Origin of the sequence: Mesorhizobium sp. M0011 (genome assembly GCF_040324155.1) — a bacterium.
Classification (GTDB): Bacteria; Pseudomonadota; Alphaproteobacteria; order Rhizobiales; family Rhizobiaceae; genus Mesorhizobium.
Genome location: NZ_JAMYVQ010000017.1, coordinates 57,677 through 75,927 on the forward strand (window position 1 = coordinate 57,677; position 18,251 = coordinate 75,927).

17 protein-coding genes are annotated in these 18,251 nt (G+C 62.3%); 5 read left to right on the forward strand and 12 right to left on the reverse strand.

Features of this window, described 5'->3' with window-relative positions:
* The first annotated feature begins 70 nt into the window (after positions 1–70).
* From NKK51_RS19175 to msrB, 5 genes are all read left to right on the forward strand, one after another.
* Positions 71–910, forward strand: a complete 840-nt coding sequence (locus tag NKK51_RS19175; RefSeq protein ID WP_023811813.1) for an AAA family ATPase — start codon at positions 71–73, stop codon at positions 908–910.
* An 85-nt stretch (positions 911–995) separates the two neighbouring features.
* Positions 996–1,442 carry a GNAT family N-acetyltransferase gene (locus NKK51_RS19180; protein ID WP_352554269.1) on the forward strand — a complete coding sequence of 149 codons (447 nt, stop codon included), beginning with the start codon at positions 996–998 and terminating at the stop codon, positions 1,440–1,442.
* A gap of 7 nt (positions 1,443–1,449) precedes the next feature.
* Positions 1,450–2,640 (forward strand): vWA domain-containing protein, encoded by a 1,191-nt coding sequence (locus tag NKK51_RS19185; RefSeq protein ID WP_352554270.1) that lies wholly within the window; start codon positions 1,450–1,452, stop codon positions 2,638–2,640.
* Between the two features lie 19 nt (positions 2,641–2,659).
* A complete protein-coding gene (locus NKK51_RS19190; RefSeq protein WP_023811810.1) occupies positions 2,660–3,457 on the forward strand; it encodes an MBL fold metallo-hydrolase in 798 nt (265 codons plus the stop codon).
* Between the two features lie 197 nt (positions 3,458–3,654).
* A complete protein-coding gene (gene msrB, locus NKK51_RS19195) occupies positions 3,655–4,059 on the forward strand; it encodes a peptide-methionine (R)-S-oxide reductase MsrB (RefSeq protein ID WP_127270383.1) in 405 nt (134 codons plus the stop codon).
* 80 nt (positions 4,060–4,139) lie between these two features.
* On the opposite strand, the gene NKK51_RS19200 is transcribed toward msrB, so the two are convergent.
* The 12 genes from NKK51_RS19200 to NKK51_RS19255 form a co-directional block, all read right to left on the reverse strand.
* Positions 4,140–4,451, reverse strand: a complete 312-nt coding sequence (locus NKK51_RS19200) for a hypothetical protein (RefSeq protein ID WP_127270382.1) — start codon at positions 4,449–4,451, stop codon at positions 4,140–4,142.
* A gap of 7 nt (positions 4,452–4,458) precedes the next feature.
* Complete coding sequence (locus NKK51_RS19205; protein WP_352440983.1) at positions 4,459–4,899, reverse strand: hypothetical protein; 441 nt, start codon at positions 4,897–4,899, stop codon at positions 4,459–4,461.
* Between the two features lie 50 nt (positions 4,900–4,949).
* Entirely contained in the window at positions 4,950–5,210 is a 261-nt protein-coding gene (locus NKK51_RS19210) for a DUF2312 domain-containing protein (RefSeq protein ID WP_013529099.1), read from the reverse strand.
* A 155-nt stretch (positions 5,211–5,365) separates the two neighbouring features.
* Positions 5,366–8,824 carry a pyruvate carboxylase gene (gene pyc / locus NKK51_RS19215; RefSeq protein ID WP_352554271.1) on the reverse strand — a complete coding sequence of 1,153 codons (3,459 nt, stop codon included), beginning with the start codon at positions 8,822–8,824 and terminating at the stop codon, positions 5,366–5,368.
* Between the two features lie 284 nt (positions 8,825–9,108).
* Positions 9,109–10,227 (reverse strand): branched-chain amino acid ABC transporter substrate-binding protein, encoded by a 1,119-nt coding sequence (locus NKK51_RS19220; protein WP_127296222.1) that lies wholly within the window; start codon positions 10,225–10,227, stop codon positions 9,109–9,111.
* 138 nt (positions 10,228–10,365) lie between these two features.
* Entirely contained in the window at positions 10,366–10,713 is a 348-nt protein-coding gene (locus NKK51_RS19225) for a DUF6867 family protein (RefSeq protein WP_023811804.1), read from the reverse strand.
* A 111-nt stretch (positions 10,714–10,824) separates the two neighbouring features.
* Positions 10,825–11,553, reverse strand: coding sequence for an ABC transporter ATP-binding protein (locus NKK51_RS19230; protein ID WP_127296224.1), 729 nt, complete (start codon positions 11,551–11,553; stop codon positions 10,825–10,827).
* Entirely contained in the window at positions 11,553–13,109 is a 1,557-nt protein-coding gene (locus NKK51_RS19235) for an ATP-binding cassette domain-containing protein (protein WP_352554272.1), read from the reverse strand. Before NKK51_RS19235 ends, NKK51_RS19230 begins: the two co-directional genes overlap by 1 nt.
* On the reverse strand, positions 13,109–14,704 hold the full coding sequence (gene livM, locus NKK51_RS19240) for a high-affinity branched-chain amino acid ABC transporter permease LivM (protein WP_023811802.1): 1,596 nt from the start codon (positions 14,702–14,704) through the stop codon (positions 13,109–13,111). The genes NKK51_RS19235 and livM overlap by 1 nt, the downstream gene beginning before the upstream one ends.
* 4 nt (positions 14,705–14,708) lie before the next feature.
* Positions 14,709–15,611, reverse strand: coding sequence for a branched-chain amino acid ABC transporter permease (locus NKK51_RS19245; RefSeq protein WP_013529092.1), 903 nt, complete (start codon positions 15,609–15,611; stop codon positions 14,709–14,711).
* Positions 15,612–15,945: 334 nt separating this feature from the next.
* On the reverse strand, positions 15,946–16,947 hold the full coding sequence (locus NKK51_RS19250; RefSeq protein WP_352554273.1) for a 4-hydroxyproline epimerase: 1,002 nt from the start codon (positions 16,945–16,947) through the stop codon (positions 15,946–15,948).
* A gap of 31 nt (positions 16,948–16,978) precedes the next feature.
* A complete protein-coding gene (locus tag NKK51_RS19255) occupies positions 16,979–18,229 on the reverse strand; it encodes an NAD(P)/FAD-dependent oxidoreductase (RefSeq protein ID WP_352554274.1) in 1,251 nt (416 codons plus the stop codon).
* Positions 18,230–18,251: the final 22 nt, after the last annotated feature.

An 18,251-nucleotide genomic window follows, 5' to 3' on the forward strand; every position in this document is an offset into this window, starting at 1 on the left:
CGCGGCCGGCGCACCCTTGCACAGGGTGAGCCGCGTCCTTACGGTTGCCATGATCAACCGAGGAGCAAGAATGCGTTTCGAAGGCACGGCGGCCTATGTCGCCGACAAGGATCTGATGGTGGCCGTCAACGCGGCGATCGCGCTGGAGCGGCCCTTGCTGGTCAAGGGCGAGCCAGGCACCGGCAAGACGGAACTGGCCCGCCAGGTGGCGTCAGCACTTGGCCTCGACCTCATCGAATGGCACGTCAAGTCGACCACCAGGGCGCAGCAGGGCCTTTACGAATATGACGCCGTCTCGCGCCTGCGCGACAGCCAGCTTGGTGACGAGCGCTTCAACGACATCAGGAACTACATCAAGCGCGGCAAGCTCTGGGAGGCGTTCGCCGCCGGCAGGAAGGTCGTGCTTTTGATCGACGAGATCGACAAGGCCGACATCGAATTCCCCAACGACCTCCTGCAGGAACTCGATCGGATGGAGTTCTTCGTCTACGAGACCGGCGAAACCATCCGCGCCGCCGTCAGGCCGATCGTCATCATCACCTCCAACAACGAGAAGGAGTTGCCGGACGCGTTCCTGCGCCGCTGCTTCTTCCACTACATCCGCTTTCCCGACGTCGACACGCTGCATAGAATCGTCGATGTCCACTATCCCGGCATCAAGCAGAACCTGGTGCGCGCGGCGCTGACCCAGTTCTACGAAATCCGCGACGTGCCCGGCTTGAAGAAGAAGCCGTCGACCTCCGAGGCGCTCGACTGGATAAGGCTGCTGGTCGCCGACGACATCGCGCCGGAAGATCTGCGCGCCGATCCGAAGAACGCCCTGCCCAAGTTGCATGGCGCATTGCTGAAGAACGAGCAGGACGTGCATTTGTTCGAGCGGCTGGCGTTCATGGCACGAAGGCAGCAATAGGTAGCAGCAGCGCTTTCCCTTCTGTGGACCGTTGCCAGCAGCCGAACAGGCAGGCAGCCTCGGCCAAACCTTCAGAGGAGATGACATGGCTGAGATTATCGTCCGCCCGCTCGCGCAGTCCGACCGCGCCGATTGGCGGCGGCTGTGGACCGACTACCTCACCTTCTATGAGACGAAGCTGCCGGAAGAGGTCTACGCCATCACCTGGAAGCGGCTGTTCACCGAGGGTGAGTTCGAGCCGAAAGGCTTCATCGCCACGCTGGACGGCAAGGCGGTTGGGCTCACCCACTATCTCTACCACCGCTCAGGCTGGTCGGAAAAAAACAACTGCTATCTGCAGGATCTGTTCGCCGACCCTGACGTGCGCGGCAAGGGCATTGGTGCTGCGCTGATCGAGGCAGTGAAACAGGAAGCCGAAAAAGTCGGCGTCAAGAACGTCTACTGGATGACACACGAGACCAACACCACCGCGCGCAAACTCTACGATCATGTCGCGCGCCGCACCGGCTTCATCGAATATGATCTGCTGTAGATAGACAATGTTCATCCCCTTCTTCCTCGAACTGAAGGCAGCGCGCGTTCCCGTTTCGCTGCGGGAATATCTGTCGCTACTCGAGGGGCTGGAAGCCGGGCTGGTCGACTATGATGTCGAAGGTTTTTATTACCTCGCCCGTGCGGCGCTGGTGAAGGACGAGCGCCATATCGACCGCTTCGACCAGGTGTTTGCGCATGTCTTCAAGGGCATCGAAGCGCTGGGCGGGCCGGATGCCGTCGATGTCGCTGACATTCCCGAGGAATGGTTGCGCCGCATCGCCGAAAAGCACCTGACCGACGAAGAGAAAAAACTGGTCGAGGCGCTGGGCGGTTTCGAGAAATTGATGGAGACCTTGAAGCAGCGGCTGGACGAGCAAAAAGGCCGCCACCAGGGCGGCTCGAAATGGATCGGCACCGGCGGCACCTCGCCCTTCGGTGCCTATGGCTACAATCCCGAAGGTGTGCGTATCGGCCAGCATGAAAGCCGCAACCGCCGCGCGGTGAAGGTGTGGGACAGACGTGAGTTCAGGAATTTCGATGATGCCGTCGAACTCGGCACCCGCAACATCAAGATCGCGCTGAAGCGGCTGCGTCGCTGGGTGCGCGAAGGCGCCGAGGAGGAATTCGACCTGCCCGGCACCATCCACGCCACCGCCGAACATGGCTATCTCGACGTGCAGACGCGGCCCGAACGGCGCAACGCGGTGAAGCTTTTGATGTTCTTCGATGTCGGCGGCTCGATGGACGACCACATCAAGAGCGTCGAGGAGCTGTTCTCGGCCGCCCGCGCCGAATTCCGCCAGCTCGAATATTTCTATTTCCACAACTGCCTCTATGAGGGTGTGTGGAAGGATAATCGCCGCAGGCATGCCGAGGTGATTCCGACCTTCGACCTCCTCCACAAATATGGCCCGGACTACAAGGTGATCGTCGTCGGTGACGCCTCGATGAGCCCTTACGAGATCGCTCATCCCGGCGGTTCGGTCGAGCACTGGAATCCGGAGGCAGGCAGTGTCTGGCTCGGCCGTCTGCTGCAGCAATGGCCGAACGCGGTATGGCTGAACCCCGAAGACCCCAAGAACTGGGGCTACACCCATTCGATTGCGATGATCCGCGACATCTTCGGCGGCCGCATGTTCCCGCTGACTTTGGCCGGGCTTGAGGGCGCGACCAGGCAGCTTTCAAGAAAACACTGAAAGACTGACAGGAGATCCGATGACCTGCTTTCTCTGCCTGCAATGCGGCGTCCAGTTCGCGGCGACAGAGACGCCTCCAAAACATTGCCCGATCTGCGAGGACGAGCGCCAATATGTGCGCTGGGAAGGGCAGGCGTGGATCACGCCGGAGGAACTTGCTGAAGGGCATCGGCTTGTGATGAAGGATGATGCCGGCGTTCTCGCCTTCGGCATCGAGCCGCGCTTCGCCATCGGCCAGCGGGCGCTGCTGGCACAGACGCCACACGGCAACGTGCTGTGGGACTGCGTTTCGATGGTCAGCGACGAGGCGGTGGCCGAGATCAACCGCCGCGGCGGCCTGGCGGCGATCGCCATCTCGCACTGCCATTATTATTCGGTGATGGTCTGTTGGAGCGAGGCGTTTGGCGGCGTGCCGATCTATCTCCACGCCGATGACCGCCAGTGGATCATGCGGCCGCACAAGGCGATCGTCAGCTGGGAAGGCGAGACGCTGGCCATAAACCCTTCGCTGACGCTCATCCGCTGCGGTGGCCACTTTGCCGGCGGTCAGGTGCTGCACTGGAAACGCGATGGCGGCGACGTCTTGCTGGCCGGCGATATCCTGCAGGTGACGCCGACGCGCCGCCATGTCAGCTTCATGTACAGCTATCCGAACTACATTCCGCTCAATGCAGCGGCCGTGCGCCGCATCGCGGCGGCGATGGAGCCATTCGCGTTCGACCATATCTACGGCGCGTGGTGGAACCAGAATGTCATCGGAGGCGCAAAAGCGGCGTTGGCTGCTTCGGTCGATCGCTATCTGGCGGCGATCGCATGAAGATCACGATCGAAAATGCGGGAAAATGCCGTAACAAATGCCTATCTTGGTGCGAATATGAGGTTGCAATCCGCGCATGACCCCGAGCCTCCGGTTCGGAAAGGATCATGCGCAAAACCAAAGTGCTACAGCGTCCCTTGCGCGTCCGATGGACGCGCGGCGCTGTAGGAGCGAGCCGGCAAGGCTGAGGAGATCACATGGACACCCACACCTACCCTGTAACCCGCACCGACGCCGAATGGCGCGCCCGGCTGACGCCGGAGCAGTATGCCGTCATGCGCGGTCACGGCACCGAGCGGCCGGGAAGCTGCGCTTTGCTCTACGAGAAGCGCGCCGGCACCTTTTCCTGCGCCGGCTGCGACCAGCCTTTGTTCGAATCCAAGCTGAAGTTCGAGAGCGGCACCGGCTGGCCGAGCTTCAACGACCCGGTGCCGGGCTCGGTCGAAAACACCGTCGACCGCAGCTACGGCATGGTTCGCACCGAATGCCATTGCGCCCGCTGCGGCAGCCATCTCGGCCATGTCTTCGAGGACGGCCCGCCGCCGACCGGCCTGCGCTATTGCATCAACGGCGTGGCGCTGAAATTCGAGCCCTCGGCTTGAGCCATCCGGGTTCGACACTATAGGGCGGCATCTGTCGCCCTTTTCGTTTAAATATCCGTCGCCCCCCTCTGGGCAGACGATCAGACCACGATCATCGCCACCAGCCACAGCGTGGCGCCAAGCGTCATCATCCAGGCCTTGGCCCCGGGAATCTTTTCGGTGGTCCGCCACACCGCCAAGGTCAGGAACAGGCTGTAGGGCACCGACGCGAAATGCACTGCCAGCACAAGCCCGAGCGGCAACTTCAATCCGAGCAAGACGAGCGCCAGCACCGATGCGGCGATGCTGACCGCGGTGCCGACGAGGACAAGGTCGCGCCAGAACAGCCGATCGAGCGGCACCTGGCCTTGCCAGCGTGAGCGGAAAAAGGAGCCGATACCTTCTGGCAACACCGGATGTCTATCCCTGCCCCAGGACTTCGGTTACCGCACGCTCGAAGCGCGAACATTCGGTCACCAGCCAGTCGGCCATGGCTGGCCAGTTGTCCTCGGCATAGCAGTTCACCCGCCACATCGAATTGATGCCGAGGCCCTCGCAACTCTGTTCCGGCCTGAGCTTCAGCCTGTCTTCGATTTCACGCTGAAACGGCTTCAGCCGCGACCAGGCTTGCGTGGCGCCGAATTTCTCGTTGCGACCGAAGAAGACGCCGACCTGGCTCTGCGCCGGCGCGACATACATGGAAAGGACCAAGGCGAAGTCGGGCAGCCCGCGCTGCCAGAACCAGGGTCCGCGCCGCGCCATCAGAGCCCTTTCTTCCGGATGCCGCTCAGCGAACAGCGTCCAGAAGCCGCGCTGGCGGAATTCAGAGGCGCGGCGGGCGCCGAAGTCGAATTCGCTCATGGCTCAAACCGTATCTCCGGCAACCGTGTCGGTGCCGGGGCCGGCTGATCTTACACCATGCCGAGCGCGGCCTTGTACAGATCGAGGATGGTTTCCTCTTCCTGCCGCTCGGCCTGGTCCTTCTTGCGCAGCCGGATGATCGTGCGCATCGCCTTGGTGTCGAACCCAGTGCCCTTGGCCTCGGCGAACACTTCCTTGATATCGTCGGAAATGGTTTTCTTCTCTTCCTCGAGCCGCTCTATGCGCTCGATGAAGGCACGCAGCTGGCCGGCGGCAACAGTCTGGCTGGTATCGGTGATATCGTCGGCCATATTTTTCTCCAAAAGCATCGGCTCCGCGACTCGCGGACGACTGCGGCAAAATTTGAGCCGGTTCGATGCCCGACCGGCGGCGGCGGGTCAAGCCGTTATCGACCAAGCCACGCGGGCTGCCGCCAGAAGCCGACAACCAGTCCGTTTTGCGAACTCTAATTGAAAGCGATCAGCAGATCCTTGGCATCGATCTGGTCGCCTGCCTTGACCAGCACCTCGGCGACCGTACCGTCGCGCTCGGCATGCAGCGCCGTCTCCATCTTCATCGCTTCGATGGAAAGCAGCACGTCACCGGCCTTCACAGCTTGGCCGGCAGCCACCGAAAGCGCCGAGACGACGCCCGGCATCGGTGCGCCGACATGCGCCTCGTTGCCGGGTTCGGCCTTGCGGCGGGCCTTGGCGGCGGACGCGCCATGCGCCCGGTCGGGCACCTTGACACGACGCGGCTGGCCGTTGAGCTCGAAGAACACGGTGACCATGCCCTTTTCGTCGACATCGCCGATGGCAAGGCATCGGACCACCAGCGTCTTGCCTTTCTCGATGTCGACGAAGATCTCGTCTTCCGGCTTCATGCCGTAGAAATAGGTCGGCGTCGGCAGGACGCTGACCGGCCCATAGGTTTCCTGCGCTCCGGCGAAATCCGTAAACACCTTTGGATACATCAGCCACGAGGCGAATTCGAACTCCGACAGCTTGCGCTCGAGCTTCTCCTCGATTTCCTTGCGGTTGGCCTTTAGGTCGGCTGGCTTGAGCAGTGAGCCGGGCCGCACCGTGATCGGCTTGTCGCCCTTCAGCGCCTTCCCCTGCAGCGCCGCCGGCCACCCGCCTGGCGACTGGCCAAGGTCGCCGCGCAGCATCGAGACGACCGAATCCGGGAATGCGATATCCTTGTCCGGGTTTTCGACATCGGCAACGGTGAGATCCTGGCTGACCATCATCAATGCCATGTCGCCGACGACCTTGGAGGACGGCGTCACCTTGACGATGTCGCCGAACATCAGATTGACGTCGTGATAGGTCTGCGCCACCTCGTGCCAGCGCGTCTCCAGTCCGAGCGAGCGCGCCTGTTCCTTCAAATTGGTGAACTGCCCGCCCGGCATCTCGTGCAGATAGACTTCCGAAGCCGGCCCCTTGAGGTCGCTTTCAAAGGCGGCGTACTGGTTGCGCACCGCTTCCCAGTAGAACGAGATTTTCCTGATCCATTGCGGGTCGAGACCGGGGTCGCGTTCTGTGCCCTTCAGCGCCTCGACGAGCGAGCCAAGGCATGGCTGCGAAGTGTTGCCGGAGAAAGCGTCCATCGCCGCGTCTATGGCGTCGACGCCGCTTTCCACCGCCGCCAGCACCGTCGCCGCCGACAGGCCCGACGTGTCGTGGGTGTGGAAATGGATCGGCAGGTCGGTCGCCTCGCGCAGCGCCTTGAACAGCACGCGTGCCGCCGCCGGCTTCAGCAGTCCGGCCATGTCCTTGACGGCAATGATGTGGGCGCCGGCCGCCTGCAATTCCCTGGCCAGGCCGACATAGTATTTGAGGTCGTATTTCGCCCGCGCCGGATCGAGGATGTCGCCGGTGTAGCAGATCGCCGCTTCGATCAGCTTACCCTCGGCGCCGACCGCATCCATGGCGACGCGCATATTGTCGACCCAGTTCAGGCAATCGAAGACCCGGAACAGGTCGACGCCACCGCTTGCTGCCTGCTTGACGAAATGCTGCACGATATTGTCGGGATAGTTGGTGTAGCCGACGCCATTGGCGCCGCGCAGTAGCATCTGCAACAGCAGATTGGGCGCCGCCTCGCGCACCAGCGACAGCCGCTCCCACGGATCCTCGGTGAGGAAGCGCATGGCGACGTCGAAGGTGGCGCCGCCCCAGCATTCCAGCGATAGAAGCTGCGGCAAGGCGCGCGCATACGTACCGGCGATGCCGGCAATGTCATGCGTACGCATGCGCGTCGCGAGCAGCGATTGATGGCCGTCGCGCATCGTCGTGTCGGTGACCAACACCTCTTTCTGGTCGCGCATCCAGGCGGCGAACTTCTCCGGCCCGAGCACATCCAGCTTCTGCTTGCTGCCGCCGGGCACATTGCCGTTGAGGTAAGGCACCACGGGCGCCGCGGCATCGGCCTTCGGCTGCGGCCGGCCGCGCGTCTCGGGATGGCCGTTGACGCTGACGTCGGCGAGATAGTTGATGAGCTTGGTGGCGCGATCCTGGCGCTTGACCTGCTGGAACAGTTCCGGCGTCGTGTCGATGAACTTGGTCGTGTAGGAATTGTCGGCGAAGCTCGGATGGTTGATGATCGCTTCGAGGAAGGTCAGATTGGTGGCGACGCCGCGGATGCGGAACTCGCGCAGCGCCCGGTTCATGCGGGCGATCGTCTCGGCCGGCGTCGGCGCCCACGCCGTCACCTTCTCCAGCAGCGGATCGTAGAAGCGGGTGATGACAGCGCCCGAATAGGCGGTGCCGCCATCGAGGCGGATGCCGAAGCCTGTTGCGCCGCGATAGGCGGTGATGCGTCCGTAGTCGGGGATGAAATTGTGCTCGGGGTCTTCCGTGGTGATGCGGCACTGCAGCGCGTGGCCGTTCAGCCTTATGTCCTTCTGCGCCGGCACGCCTGATTCCGGTGTGCCGATGGCAAAGCCGTCGAGGATATGGATCTGCGCCTTGACGATATCGATGCCGGTCACCTGCTCGGTGACGGTGTGCTCGACCTGGATGCGCGGGTTGACCTCGATGAAATAGAATTTGCCGGTGTCGGCGTCCTGCAGGAACTCGACCGTGCCGGCGCCGATATAACTGGTCTCGCGGGCGATCTTCAGCGCATGGCCGCAAAGCTCCTCGCGCTGCGACATTTCGAGATAGGGCGCCGGCGCCCGCTCGACGACCTTCTGGTTGCGGCGCTGGATCGAACAGTCGCGCTCGAACAGGTGCACCGCATTGCCATGGGTGTCGCCCAGCACCTGCACCTCGACATGGCGCGCGCGCTCGATCAGCTTTTCGAGATAGACCTCGTCCTTGCCGAAGGCGGCCTTCGCCTCGCGCTTGCCTTCCGTGACTTCACGGGCAAGGTCGGCTTCGGCGCGGATGGCGCGCATGCCGCGGCCGCCGCCGCCCCATGATGCCTTCAGCATCACCGGATAGCCGATTTCCTTTGCCAGTTTCTTGACCTCGTCCATGTCGTCCGGCAACGGATCTGTGGCGGGGATCACCGGCACGCCGAGTTCGATGGCGAGGTTGCGCGCGGCGACCTTGTTGCCGAGCCGCCGCATCGTGTCCGGCTTCGGCCCGATGAAGGTGATGCCGGCCTCGGCACAGGCGTCGGCGAATTCGGGGCTTTCCGACAAAAGGCCGTAGCCCGGATGAATGGCATCGGCGCCCGAAAGCCTGGCGACGCGGATCACCTCCTCGATCGACAGATAGCTTTCGATCGGTCCCATGTCCCGGGTCAGATGCGGCCCACGCCCAACCTGGTAGCTCTCGTCGGCCTTGAAACGGTGCAGGGAGTATTTGTCCTCCTCGGCCCAGATCGCCACGGTTTTGAGGCCGAGTTCGTTGGCCGCGCGAAAGACGCGAATGGCGATTTCGGACCGGTTGGCGACGAGGATCTTCGTGATGGCCAAGGACTGAGCTCCAGCAACGGAAGGAAGAGAAATCGGCGCAATGATTAGCGTGAAAATGCTGCAGTGCAAACAAATTTGACGCGCATTTAAACCGATTGAAATGGAATCATTGCGCCAGAGGCCTTCGCATTCATCCAAACAGCCAGAAAAAGCGCCGGCTCTGCCGTGACGCGCGATCATTCCCGGCTAAGGGACCCGGCTCCATCGGCCGCCCCTGATGACAAAAAGAAAATGCCCGGCGCGAGGCGCCGGGCATCCGTAAACGGTCTGGAGACTGACGAGTCTTACATCTTCTGGATGTAGGTGTACTTGCCGTCGTCGCCCTTCTTCCATTCGTACATCACGTAGCCGGGCAGCGTGGGGTCGCCCTTGGCGTCATAGGACAGATCGCCGAGCACGGTCTTGAACGGGCCGTTTTCATGCAGCGCCTTGGCAACTGCCTGCGGATCGTTCGACTTGGCAGCGGTCGCTGCCTCGGCGATAGCCTGCACGGCGGCGTAGGAGTAGAGCGTGTAGGCTTCAGGTTCGAAACCCTGCGCGCGGAACTTCTCGACGAGTTCCTTGTTGGCGGGGATCAGGCGCGGATCCGGGCCGAACGTGTTGAGCGTGCCCGCAACCGCGTCACCCGCGATCGAAGCCAGTTCGTTCGACACGATGCCGTCGCCGGAGACCAGCGTCGCCTTGAGGCCCTGGTCGGCCGCCTGGCGGATGATCAGGCCGGCTTCGGTGTGCAGGCCGCCCCAATAGATGATCGAAACGCCGGCTTCCTTCATCTTGGCGATCAGCGCCGAGAAGTCCTTGTCGCCGACATTGATGCCTTCATACATGACTTCCGTCAGGCCCTTGGCATTCATTGCCTTCTTGGTTTCGTCGGCAAGGCCCTGGCCGTAGGTGGTCTTGTCGTGCACGACGGCGATCTTGGCGTCCTTGAAGTTCGCGGCGAGATAAGCGCCGGCAATGCTGCCCTGCTGGTCATCGCGTCCGCAGGTGCGGAACACGTTCCACAGACCGCGCTCGGTAAACTGCGGGTTGGTAGCGGCCGGCGTCACTTCGACGATGCCGTTTTCCGCATAGACTTCCGATGCCGGGATCGAGACGCCCGAGTTGAAGTGGCCGACCACGAACTTGACACCGTCGCCGACGAACTTGTTGGCGACCGAGATACCCTGCTTCGGATCGGAAACGTCGTCGCCGACCTCAAGCTTGATCTGCTCGCCATTGATGCCGCCCTTGGCATTGATGTCGGCGACAGCAGCTTCCGCGCCCTTCTGAAGCTGCGCGCCGAAGGCGGCGTTCGGACCGGTGATCGGACCTGCGACGCCGAACATGACGTCAGCCCACGCGTTGCCGCCGAACGCGACCAGCGCGGTCAGGGCGACGGCGGACAAAAGTGACTTTTTCATTTAAAACGCTCCCATTAACGGAGTGGGCGTGGATGAAGCTTTCATGCGATGCCCACCCTTATCGCAGAAAGCATAGTTTGCCGATTTTCAGGCACTTGTCACGCCGATTCAATTTCGAGGCGGCGTTAATGATGAACGTCAACCTTTCGGTTTCCAGCTCAAGAGTGAAGCTCTTTCGTAGAGCCAATTATACTGTGTCACCATCTGGTTGGTGCGCGTGTATTGATAGCCGACGAAGCCGAGGATCATCAGCACGATGGTGTCGACGACATAATAGTGCAGCGAGAACATGGTGCCGCCGAACAGCGCGTGATGGATGAAGCGGATCGCGATGCCGAGGCCCAGCATATAGGCGAACAGCTGGATGAAGCTGCGCCACGTCTGAGCACTGGCCTTGCCCGTCATCCACGCCGCCCAGCCGCCGAGCAGACAGGTGACGAAGAAGAACTGCCAGATCGAGGGTTCCTCGTAAAGAATGCCCTGCATGGTGAAGTCTCCTTAGCATGATCCCGAAAAGTTGCGGACTTTCCGGACAAGATCATGCGACAAACAAACAATCTGGAGCGGAATGGCGAATGCACGCATTCCGCTCCGAACTCAGTGGTGTCCGCCTTCGAGATAGGCGGCGCGCACTTCCGGATTGGCGAGCAGCTCCTTGCCGGTGCCGCTCATCGTCACATTGCCGTTGACCATGACGTAGCCGCGCGTGGCGAGCTTGAGCGCGCCGAAGGCGTTCTGCTCGACCAGGAACACGGTCAGCCCCTGGGTGCGGTTCAGTTCGCGGATGGCGTCGAAGATCTGCTTGACGATCAGCGGCGCGAGACCCAGCGACGGCTCGTCGAGCAAAAGCAGCTTCGGTCGTGCCATCAGCGCGCGTCCGATCGACAGCATCTGCTGCTCACCGCCCGACAGCGTGCCGCCGCGCTGGGTGATGCGCTCTTTCAAACGCGGGAACAGCGTGAACACCTTCTCGACGTCCTCGTCATAATGCTTGAGGTTGTCGAGGCTGGCGCCCATCTGCAGGTTTTCCATCACCGTCATGCGCGGAAAGATCCGCCGGCCCTCGGGCGACTGGGCAATGCGCATGCGCGCGATCTCGTGCGTCGGCATCTGGGTTATGTCGGTGCCGGCAAAGGTGATGGTGCCGGCGCGAGCCCGCGGCGCGCCGAAAATGGTCATCATCAGCGTCGACTTGCCGGCGCCATTGGCACCGATCAGCGCCACGATCTCACCTTCCTTCACAGTGACATCGACGCCGTTCAAGGCTCGGATGTTGCCGTAGTAAGTCTGCACGCCCTTGATATCGAGCAGCGTTGTCGCGGCCATCACTTGCCCCCTCCACGCTTGCCCGCCGCGGTCTTGCTCGCGGTCTTTCCGGAGGCTGCCTTTGCAGTCTTTGCGGAAGCATGGCTTGTCGCCACCTTGCCCGCGTCGACGCGGCGCGAGAATTCCGTGTCCTTGCCCTGGCCGAGCAGCCTGGCCTGTTTGACCCATTCCTCGCGCGCGATACGTCCGTCAAAGGCGAGATAGGCTTCGGCGGCCTCGACGTCGGCCTTTTTCCAGGCGCCGATCTGGTCGAAGTGGAAGATGCCGTGATCGTTGAGCTTCTTCTCGTTGACCGTACCGATGCCCTTGATGCGGGTCAAATTGTCGGCCTTGCCGCCGCGAGGCGCAGCCAGCCGGTTGGAGATCTCTCCAGCCTTCGCCGGGGCCTTGGCTGTAGGCTTGGCCGATGCGGTCGACTTCGCCGCCGTGCCGGTTGCCGCCTTTGACGCCGCTTTCGGAGCAGGCTTTGCCTTCGCCGCCGGCACGGCTGCCAGCGAGGCTGCCTTGTTTGCCGCGGCGAGCGACCTGGCGTCGACCTGACCGGCCTTTGACGCTCCCTTGGCCACCGTAACCCGCTCGCCCGAACTATGGCCGACAGTGTCGGTCACCGGCCCGGCGAGATAGGACGACGATGTTCCCGGACCATGCGCGGCATCCGGCCCTGTATCGAGCTGTTCGATGACATCTTCGTCGCCGACTTCGGTGAGGACCGCCTCGACTTCCTCGTCGTCGACGCCGAGATAGGCGGCGATGACGCGCGGATCTGTGCGTACCGACTGCGGACTGCCGTCGGAAATCTTGCGGCCGTACTCCAGCACCACGACATGGTCGGATATCTGCATGACCACCGACATGTCGTGCTCGATCAACAGGATCGAGGTGCCGGATGTGTTCTTGATGTCGATCAGCAGCTCGTTGAGCGCCGCCGATTCCTTCGGATTGAGGCCGGCCGCCGGTTCGTCGAGGCACAGAAGCTCGGGTCCCGTGCACATGGCGCGAGCGATTTCGAGACGGCGCTGCGCGCCATAGGGCAGGTCGCCGGCCGGGTCGTCGGCACGGTCGACAAGATCGGCCTTTTCCAGCCAATGCTTGGCGAGTTCCACCGATTCGGCCGAGGCCTTGCGATAGCCGCTGAAGCCGAACAGGCCAAGCACCGTGTAGCCCGATGCCTTCATCAGTTTGTTGTGCTGGGCGACCAGCAGGTTCTCCAGCAGGGTCATGCCGGAGAACAGGCGGATGTTCTGGAAGGTGCGCGCCACCTTGGCGCGCGCCGGGATCTCATGGTTGGGCAGCCGCTCGAGCAGGAAGGTCGAACCATCGTTCCGGTTGAGCGTGATCATGCCTTCCGAGGGCTTGTAAAAGCCGGTGATGCAGTTGAACACCGTGGTCTTGCCGGCGCCGTTGGGGCCGATCAGCGCGGTGATCTCGCCGCGCTTGGCGGCGAAAGACAGATCGCCGATGGCCACCAGGCCGCCGAACTTCATCGACAGATGATCGACCTGCAGGATAGCGTCGTTCACGCCGGAATTGGCCTTCTGAACAGGGTTCGCATTCATCAGCCGTGTCCTTCCTTGGTGAAGGAGCTTGAGACAGCCTTTCGCTCCTTGAGGAAGGCGGTTGGTTCACGACTGCCGACGAAGCCGCGCGGCTTCCACAGCATGACGATGACCATGGCCATGCCGAACAGAAGCATGCGGTAGAGTTCCGGTGTGAAGTCCGGTCCGAAGACCTGCTTGAGGAAGTCGAGTTCGCGCAACGCCTCGGTACCGCCGATCATCACCATTGCGGCGACCGCGATGCCGACCAGCGAGCCCATGCCACCGAGAACGACGATGGCCAGGATGATGGCCGATTCCAGGAAGACGAAGGATTCCGGGCTGACGAAGCCCTGCCGTGCGGCGAAGAACGCGCCGGCGAAGCCGCCGAACATCGCACCCGTGGCAAAGGCTGTAAGCTTCGTAGTGGTGGTGTTGATGCCGAGCGAACGGCAGGCGATCTCGTCCTCCCGCAACGCTTCCCAGGCACGGCCGACCGGCATGCGCCGCAGCCGGATGGTAACGAAGGCTGTCAGCAGCGCCAGCGCCAGGATCAGGTAATAGAGGAAGATCTTGTAGTAGGCGCTCGATGTCGCGAGATGCAGCACCTTGGCGATGTAATTGGGGTCCGACACGTTGAAGGTCATCAGGCCGAAGAAGGTGACCTTCGGAATGCCGGAAATACCGGCCGAACCGTTGGTGACCTCACGCCAGTTGATCAGGACCAGGCGGATGATCTCACCGAAAGCCAAGGTGACGATCGCCAGATAGTCGCCACGCAGGCGCAGCACCGGAAAACCGAGCAGCACGCCCCAGAAGGCGGCCATGGCGCCGGCGGCCGGCAAAAGGATCCAGAACGACAGGCCGTATTGCGTGCCGAGCAGCGCATAGGCATAGGCGCCGACCGCGTAGAAAGCGACATAACCGAGGTCGAGCAGGCCGGCGAGGCCGACGACAATGTTCAGGCCCCAGGCCAGCATCACATAGATCAGGATCTGGATGCCGAAATTGTCGACCCATTTCAGCGAACCTTGCAGACCGCCGACGAACGACCAGGACATCAGCGACAGGATCGCCACTACCAGGATCGGATAGAGGATCAGCGCGGCAATGCCGAGTTTGGTGAAGTTAGCATGGATGAAGCCCCGGAAATAATAGATCACGCAGGCCAGCACATAGATGACTGCCAGGGCGCGCAGGAACTGCAGATAGCCCGCCGGCTCGGCTCCCACCCATCCGACGAGAGAGCTGTTGACCGCAAACAACACCACCGCCGCGACCAAGGCCACGATGAAGGCCGGCAACTGGAAGAAGCGTGACGCCACGCTGGCCGGCAGCAGGCCGGTGGCGACGTCGGTGATCTTCTGGTTGGCGAGGAAGGGCTGGCCATAAGCGACATAGAGGAAGCGCCCGACAGCCGTGGCGATCACCACGGCGGCAAGCAGGCCCCAGCGTGTCGTCAGGACCAGTTCATTGGAAATGTTCTGGCCGGTCTTCAGGCCGATGAACAGCACGAACAGGCCGAACGATATGGCAGCGGCATAAAGTGCCTCGCGCAACGCGCGCTGCATGGGGGTGGCGACGGTGTCGCGCTCCGGAGATACGGTGACGGCCATAGTCTCAGACCTTTTCGACTTCTGGCCGGCCCAATATGCCGGAAGGCAGGAAGATCAGCACGATGGCCAGGATCGAGAACGCCGCGACGTCCTTGTAGTCGATCGAGAAATAGGCCGACCACATGCTCTCGATGAAGCCGATCATCAGCCCGCCGACCACCGCCCCAGGCAGCGAACCAATGCCGCCCAGCACCGCCGCCGTGAAGGCCTTCACGCCCGGCGTGAAGCCATCCGAGAAGGCAATGACGCCGTAATACATCAGGAACAAAGTGCCGGCGACCGCGGCGAGGGCCGCACCCATGATGAAGGTGATCGAGATGGTACGGTCGACATCGATGCCGAGCAGCGCCGCCATCTTGCGGTCCTGCTCACAGGCCCGTTGCGCTCGCCCGAGCGAGGTCTTGTTGACCAGATACCAGAACAGCGCCAGCAGCAGCGCCGTGACGACGACGATGATGATCTGCTTCAGCGACACGCTGATGCCGTTGATGTTGTAAACCTGGCTGACCATCGGCGGGATCGGCTTGTTGCGTGGACCCTGCGTCACCTGGACGAAGTTCGACAGCGCGATCGACATGCCGATGGCAGTGATCAGCGGGGCCAGTCGGAACGAACCGCGCAACGGCCGGTAGGCGACCTTTTCGATCGTCCAGTTATAGAGGCTGGTGAGCAGCATCGCCACGATCATCATGATCAGCAGCGCCAGCACAACCGGCACCGAATAGAACAGCGCGCCAAGGGCGAGGAAGACGATCAGTGCCGTGAAGGCACCCACCATGAAGATGTCGCCATGGGCGAAATTGATCATGCCGATGATGCCGTAGACCATCGTGTAGCCGATCGCGATCAGCCCATAGATCGATCCCAGCGTCAGCCCGTTGATAAGCTGCTGGACAAAATACTGCATGTGTACATGGCTCCCCTGGAATGTCGCCCATGCAGACGCATTCCTTTTCGTATTTCCCCTAGTCGTAAAGTTTCGAGCCCGGATTGCAACGTCATTTTTCAATCGTCATGCGTGTTTTCGAAGCACGCTGTCCGATTGCCCGTTTTCCATCATCCAGCCCCTGGACTATCGCGGACCCTACCATTGGCATAACGCAATGTCTTTGACGATTCGACCGCATCATGCGCTCCGTTTCGAAGAAATCGCCGTCAAAATTAGGTGATGAAAGGAATCCTTGCGTTTTTGGCACGATCCATTTTTCAGGCCGTTGCTTTCCGCAAGGTCAGGATCCCCATCACTTGACAACAAATCCGTGCGCGAAAGGGTCGCGGTCGTCGATGAAGATGGTGTTCAGTCCGGTCATCCGCGCCCAGCCGCCGATCGAGGGAATGATGGCCGGCTTGCCGGCCACGCTGACATCCTTTTCGACCTTGCCCTTGAACAGCGAACCGATGATCGATTCATGGACGAAGCTGTCGCCGGCCTTGAGTTTGCCCTTGGCATGAAGCTGCGCCATGCGCGCCGAGGTGCCGGTGCCGCAGGGCGAGCGGTCGATCGCCTTGTCGCCGTAGAACACGGCATTGCGGGCATCCGCGCCATCCACCGTCGGCGCACCGGTCCACAGCATGTGCGACAGCCGGTTGATGCCAGGGCTCTCGGGATGGACGAAGGAATATTTCTCGTTGAGCCGCTGGCGCACCACCGGGCTCCAGGCGATGAAGTCGCCCGCCGAATAATCGGCCATGTCGCGATAGTTCTCCTGCGGCTCGACGATGGCGTAGAAGTTGCCGCCATAGGCGACATCGACGGTGATTTCGCCGAGCCCAGGGCATTCGACCGTCAGCCCCTCGGCATGGAGGAAGGACGGCACATTGGTGATGCGCACCTCCTCGACATAGTCGCCGACCTGTTTGTATTCGGCGATGACAAGGCCGGCCGGCGTGTCGAGCCGAAGCACGCCCGGCGTCTTCGGCTTGATCAGTCCGTGTTCGATGGCCATCGTCACCGTACCAATGGTGCCATGCCCACACATCGGCAGGCAGCCGGAGGTTTCGATGAACAGGATGGCGATATCGCAATCCTCGCGCGTCGGCGGATAGAGGATCGAGCCGGACATCACGTCGTGGCCGCGCGGCTCGAACATCAGTCCGGTGCGGATCCAGTCATACTCGGCCAGAAAATGCGCACGCCGCTCCATCATAGTCGCGCCCTGCAGCAGCGGGCCGCCGCCAGCGACCAGCCGCACCGGATTGCCGCAGGTGTGGCCGTCTATGCAGAAGAAGGATTTCTTGGCCATGACGCTCCTCGAAAATCAAAAACCCGAAAAATCAAAATCGTTGCGGACTGAAGGGGGCCAGATCGATCGGTGGAGTCTGCCCCAGGACAAGATCCCTGATCAACCGTCCGGTGGCCGCCGCCTGGGTCAGGCCGAGATGGCCATGGCCGAAGGCATAGACCACCGACCGCTTTCCCGGCGCGCCGCCGATGACGGGCACTGAATCCGGCAGCGAGGGGCGGAACCCCATCCATTCGCGCCCACCCGAGGGATCGAGCCCCGGCAAGAATTTCTGTGCCTTCCGCAGCAGCGCTTTCGACCTGGCATAATTGGGCGGCCGCTCGATGCCGCCGAGTTCAACGGCGCCACCGACACGCATGCCCGTTTCGAGCGGCGTGACGACGAAACCATGGCCGGAGAAGATCAGCATCCGCTTCACGTCGAAGGCACTCGTCGGCAACGTGGTGTTGTAGCCGCGCTCGGTCTCCAGCGGAATGCGATCGCCGAGCTGCCGCGCCAGCAGATGCGACCATGCGCCGGCGGCGACGACAAGTTGTCGCGCCTGCCTTGTGGTGCCGTCTGCCAACGTCAGCGTCGCACCATCCTGATCCGCCGCGACTTGGCTGATCCGGGCCAGCTCAAAGCGGGCGCCCTTGGCCTGCGCATAGGCCCACACCGCCTTGCCCAGCAGTTTCGGGTCGGCGACCGTCTTCCATCCCGGCACGAACGTGCCTTTGATGAAGCGCGGCGACAGCCCCGGCTGCAAGGCGGCCAGTTCCTCGCCCTCGACATGGCGGAAACCGATGCCGAAACGCTCACGCGCCGCCCAGCCAGGCAGCCCGGCCTGAAATTCGGCTTCGCTTTCATAGAGCTCCAGTGAACCGTCCTCGCGCAGCATCGACCGCGTACCGGAGCGATCGAGCAAGCCCATCCACTCCGCCTCGGCGAGCTTCATCATGCCCGCCTGAGCGGCAAGGCTCGCCTCGTATTTCCCGGGCGCCCCGGCGCGCCAGAAGCGGATTAGCCAGGGCAGAAGCCTCGGCAGATGGGCGGGCGGAATGCTGAGCGGGCCAAGCGGATCGGCCAGCCATTTCGGCAGCTGCCGGATCATGCCCTTGTGGGCCAGCGGCAGCACGTCGGAGAACGCGAAGGCGGCGGCATTGCCGGAGCTCGTCTCCTCGCAAATGCCGGTGCGGTCGAAGACGGTGGCCCTGCGTCCGGCCTCGGCGAGAGACGCAGCGGCACAGATGCCGATGATGCCGCCACCGATGATGGCGATGTCGATTGGAACATCGCTATTCATCTTTGTACGTCACCCCTGCATG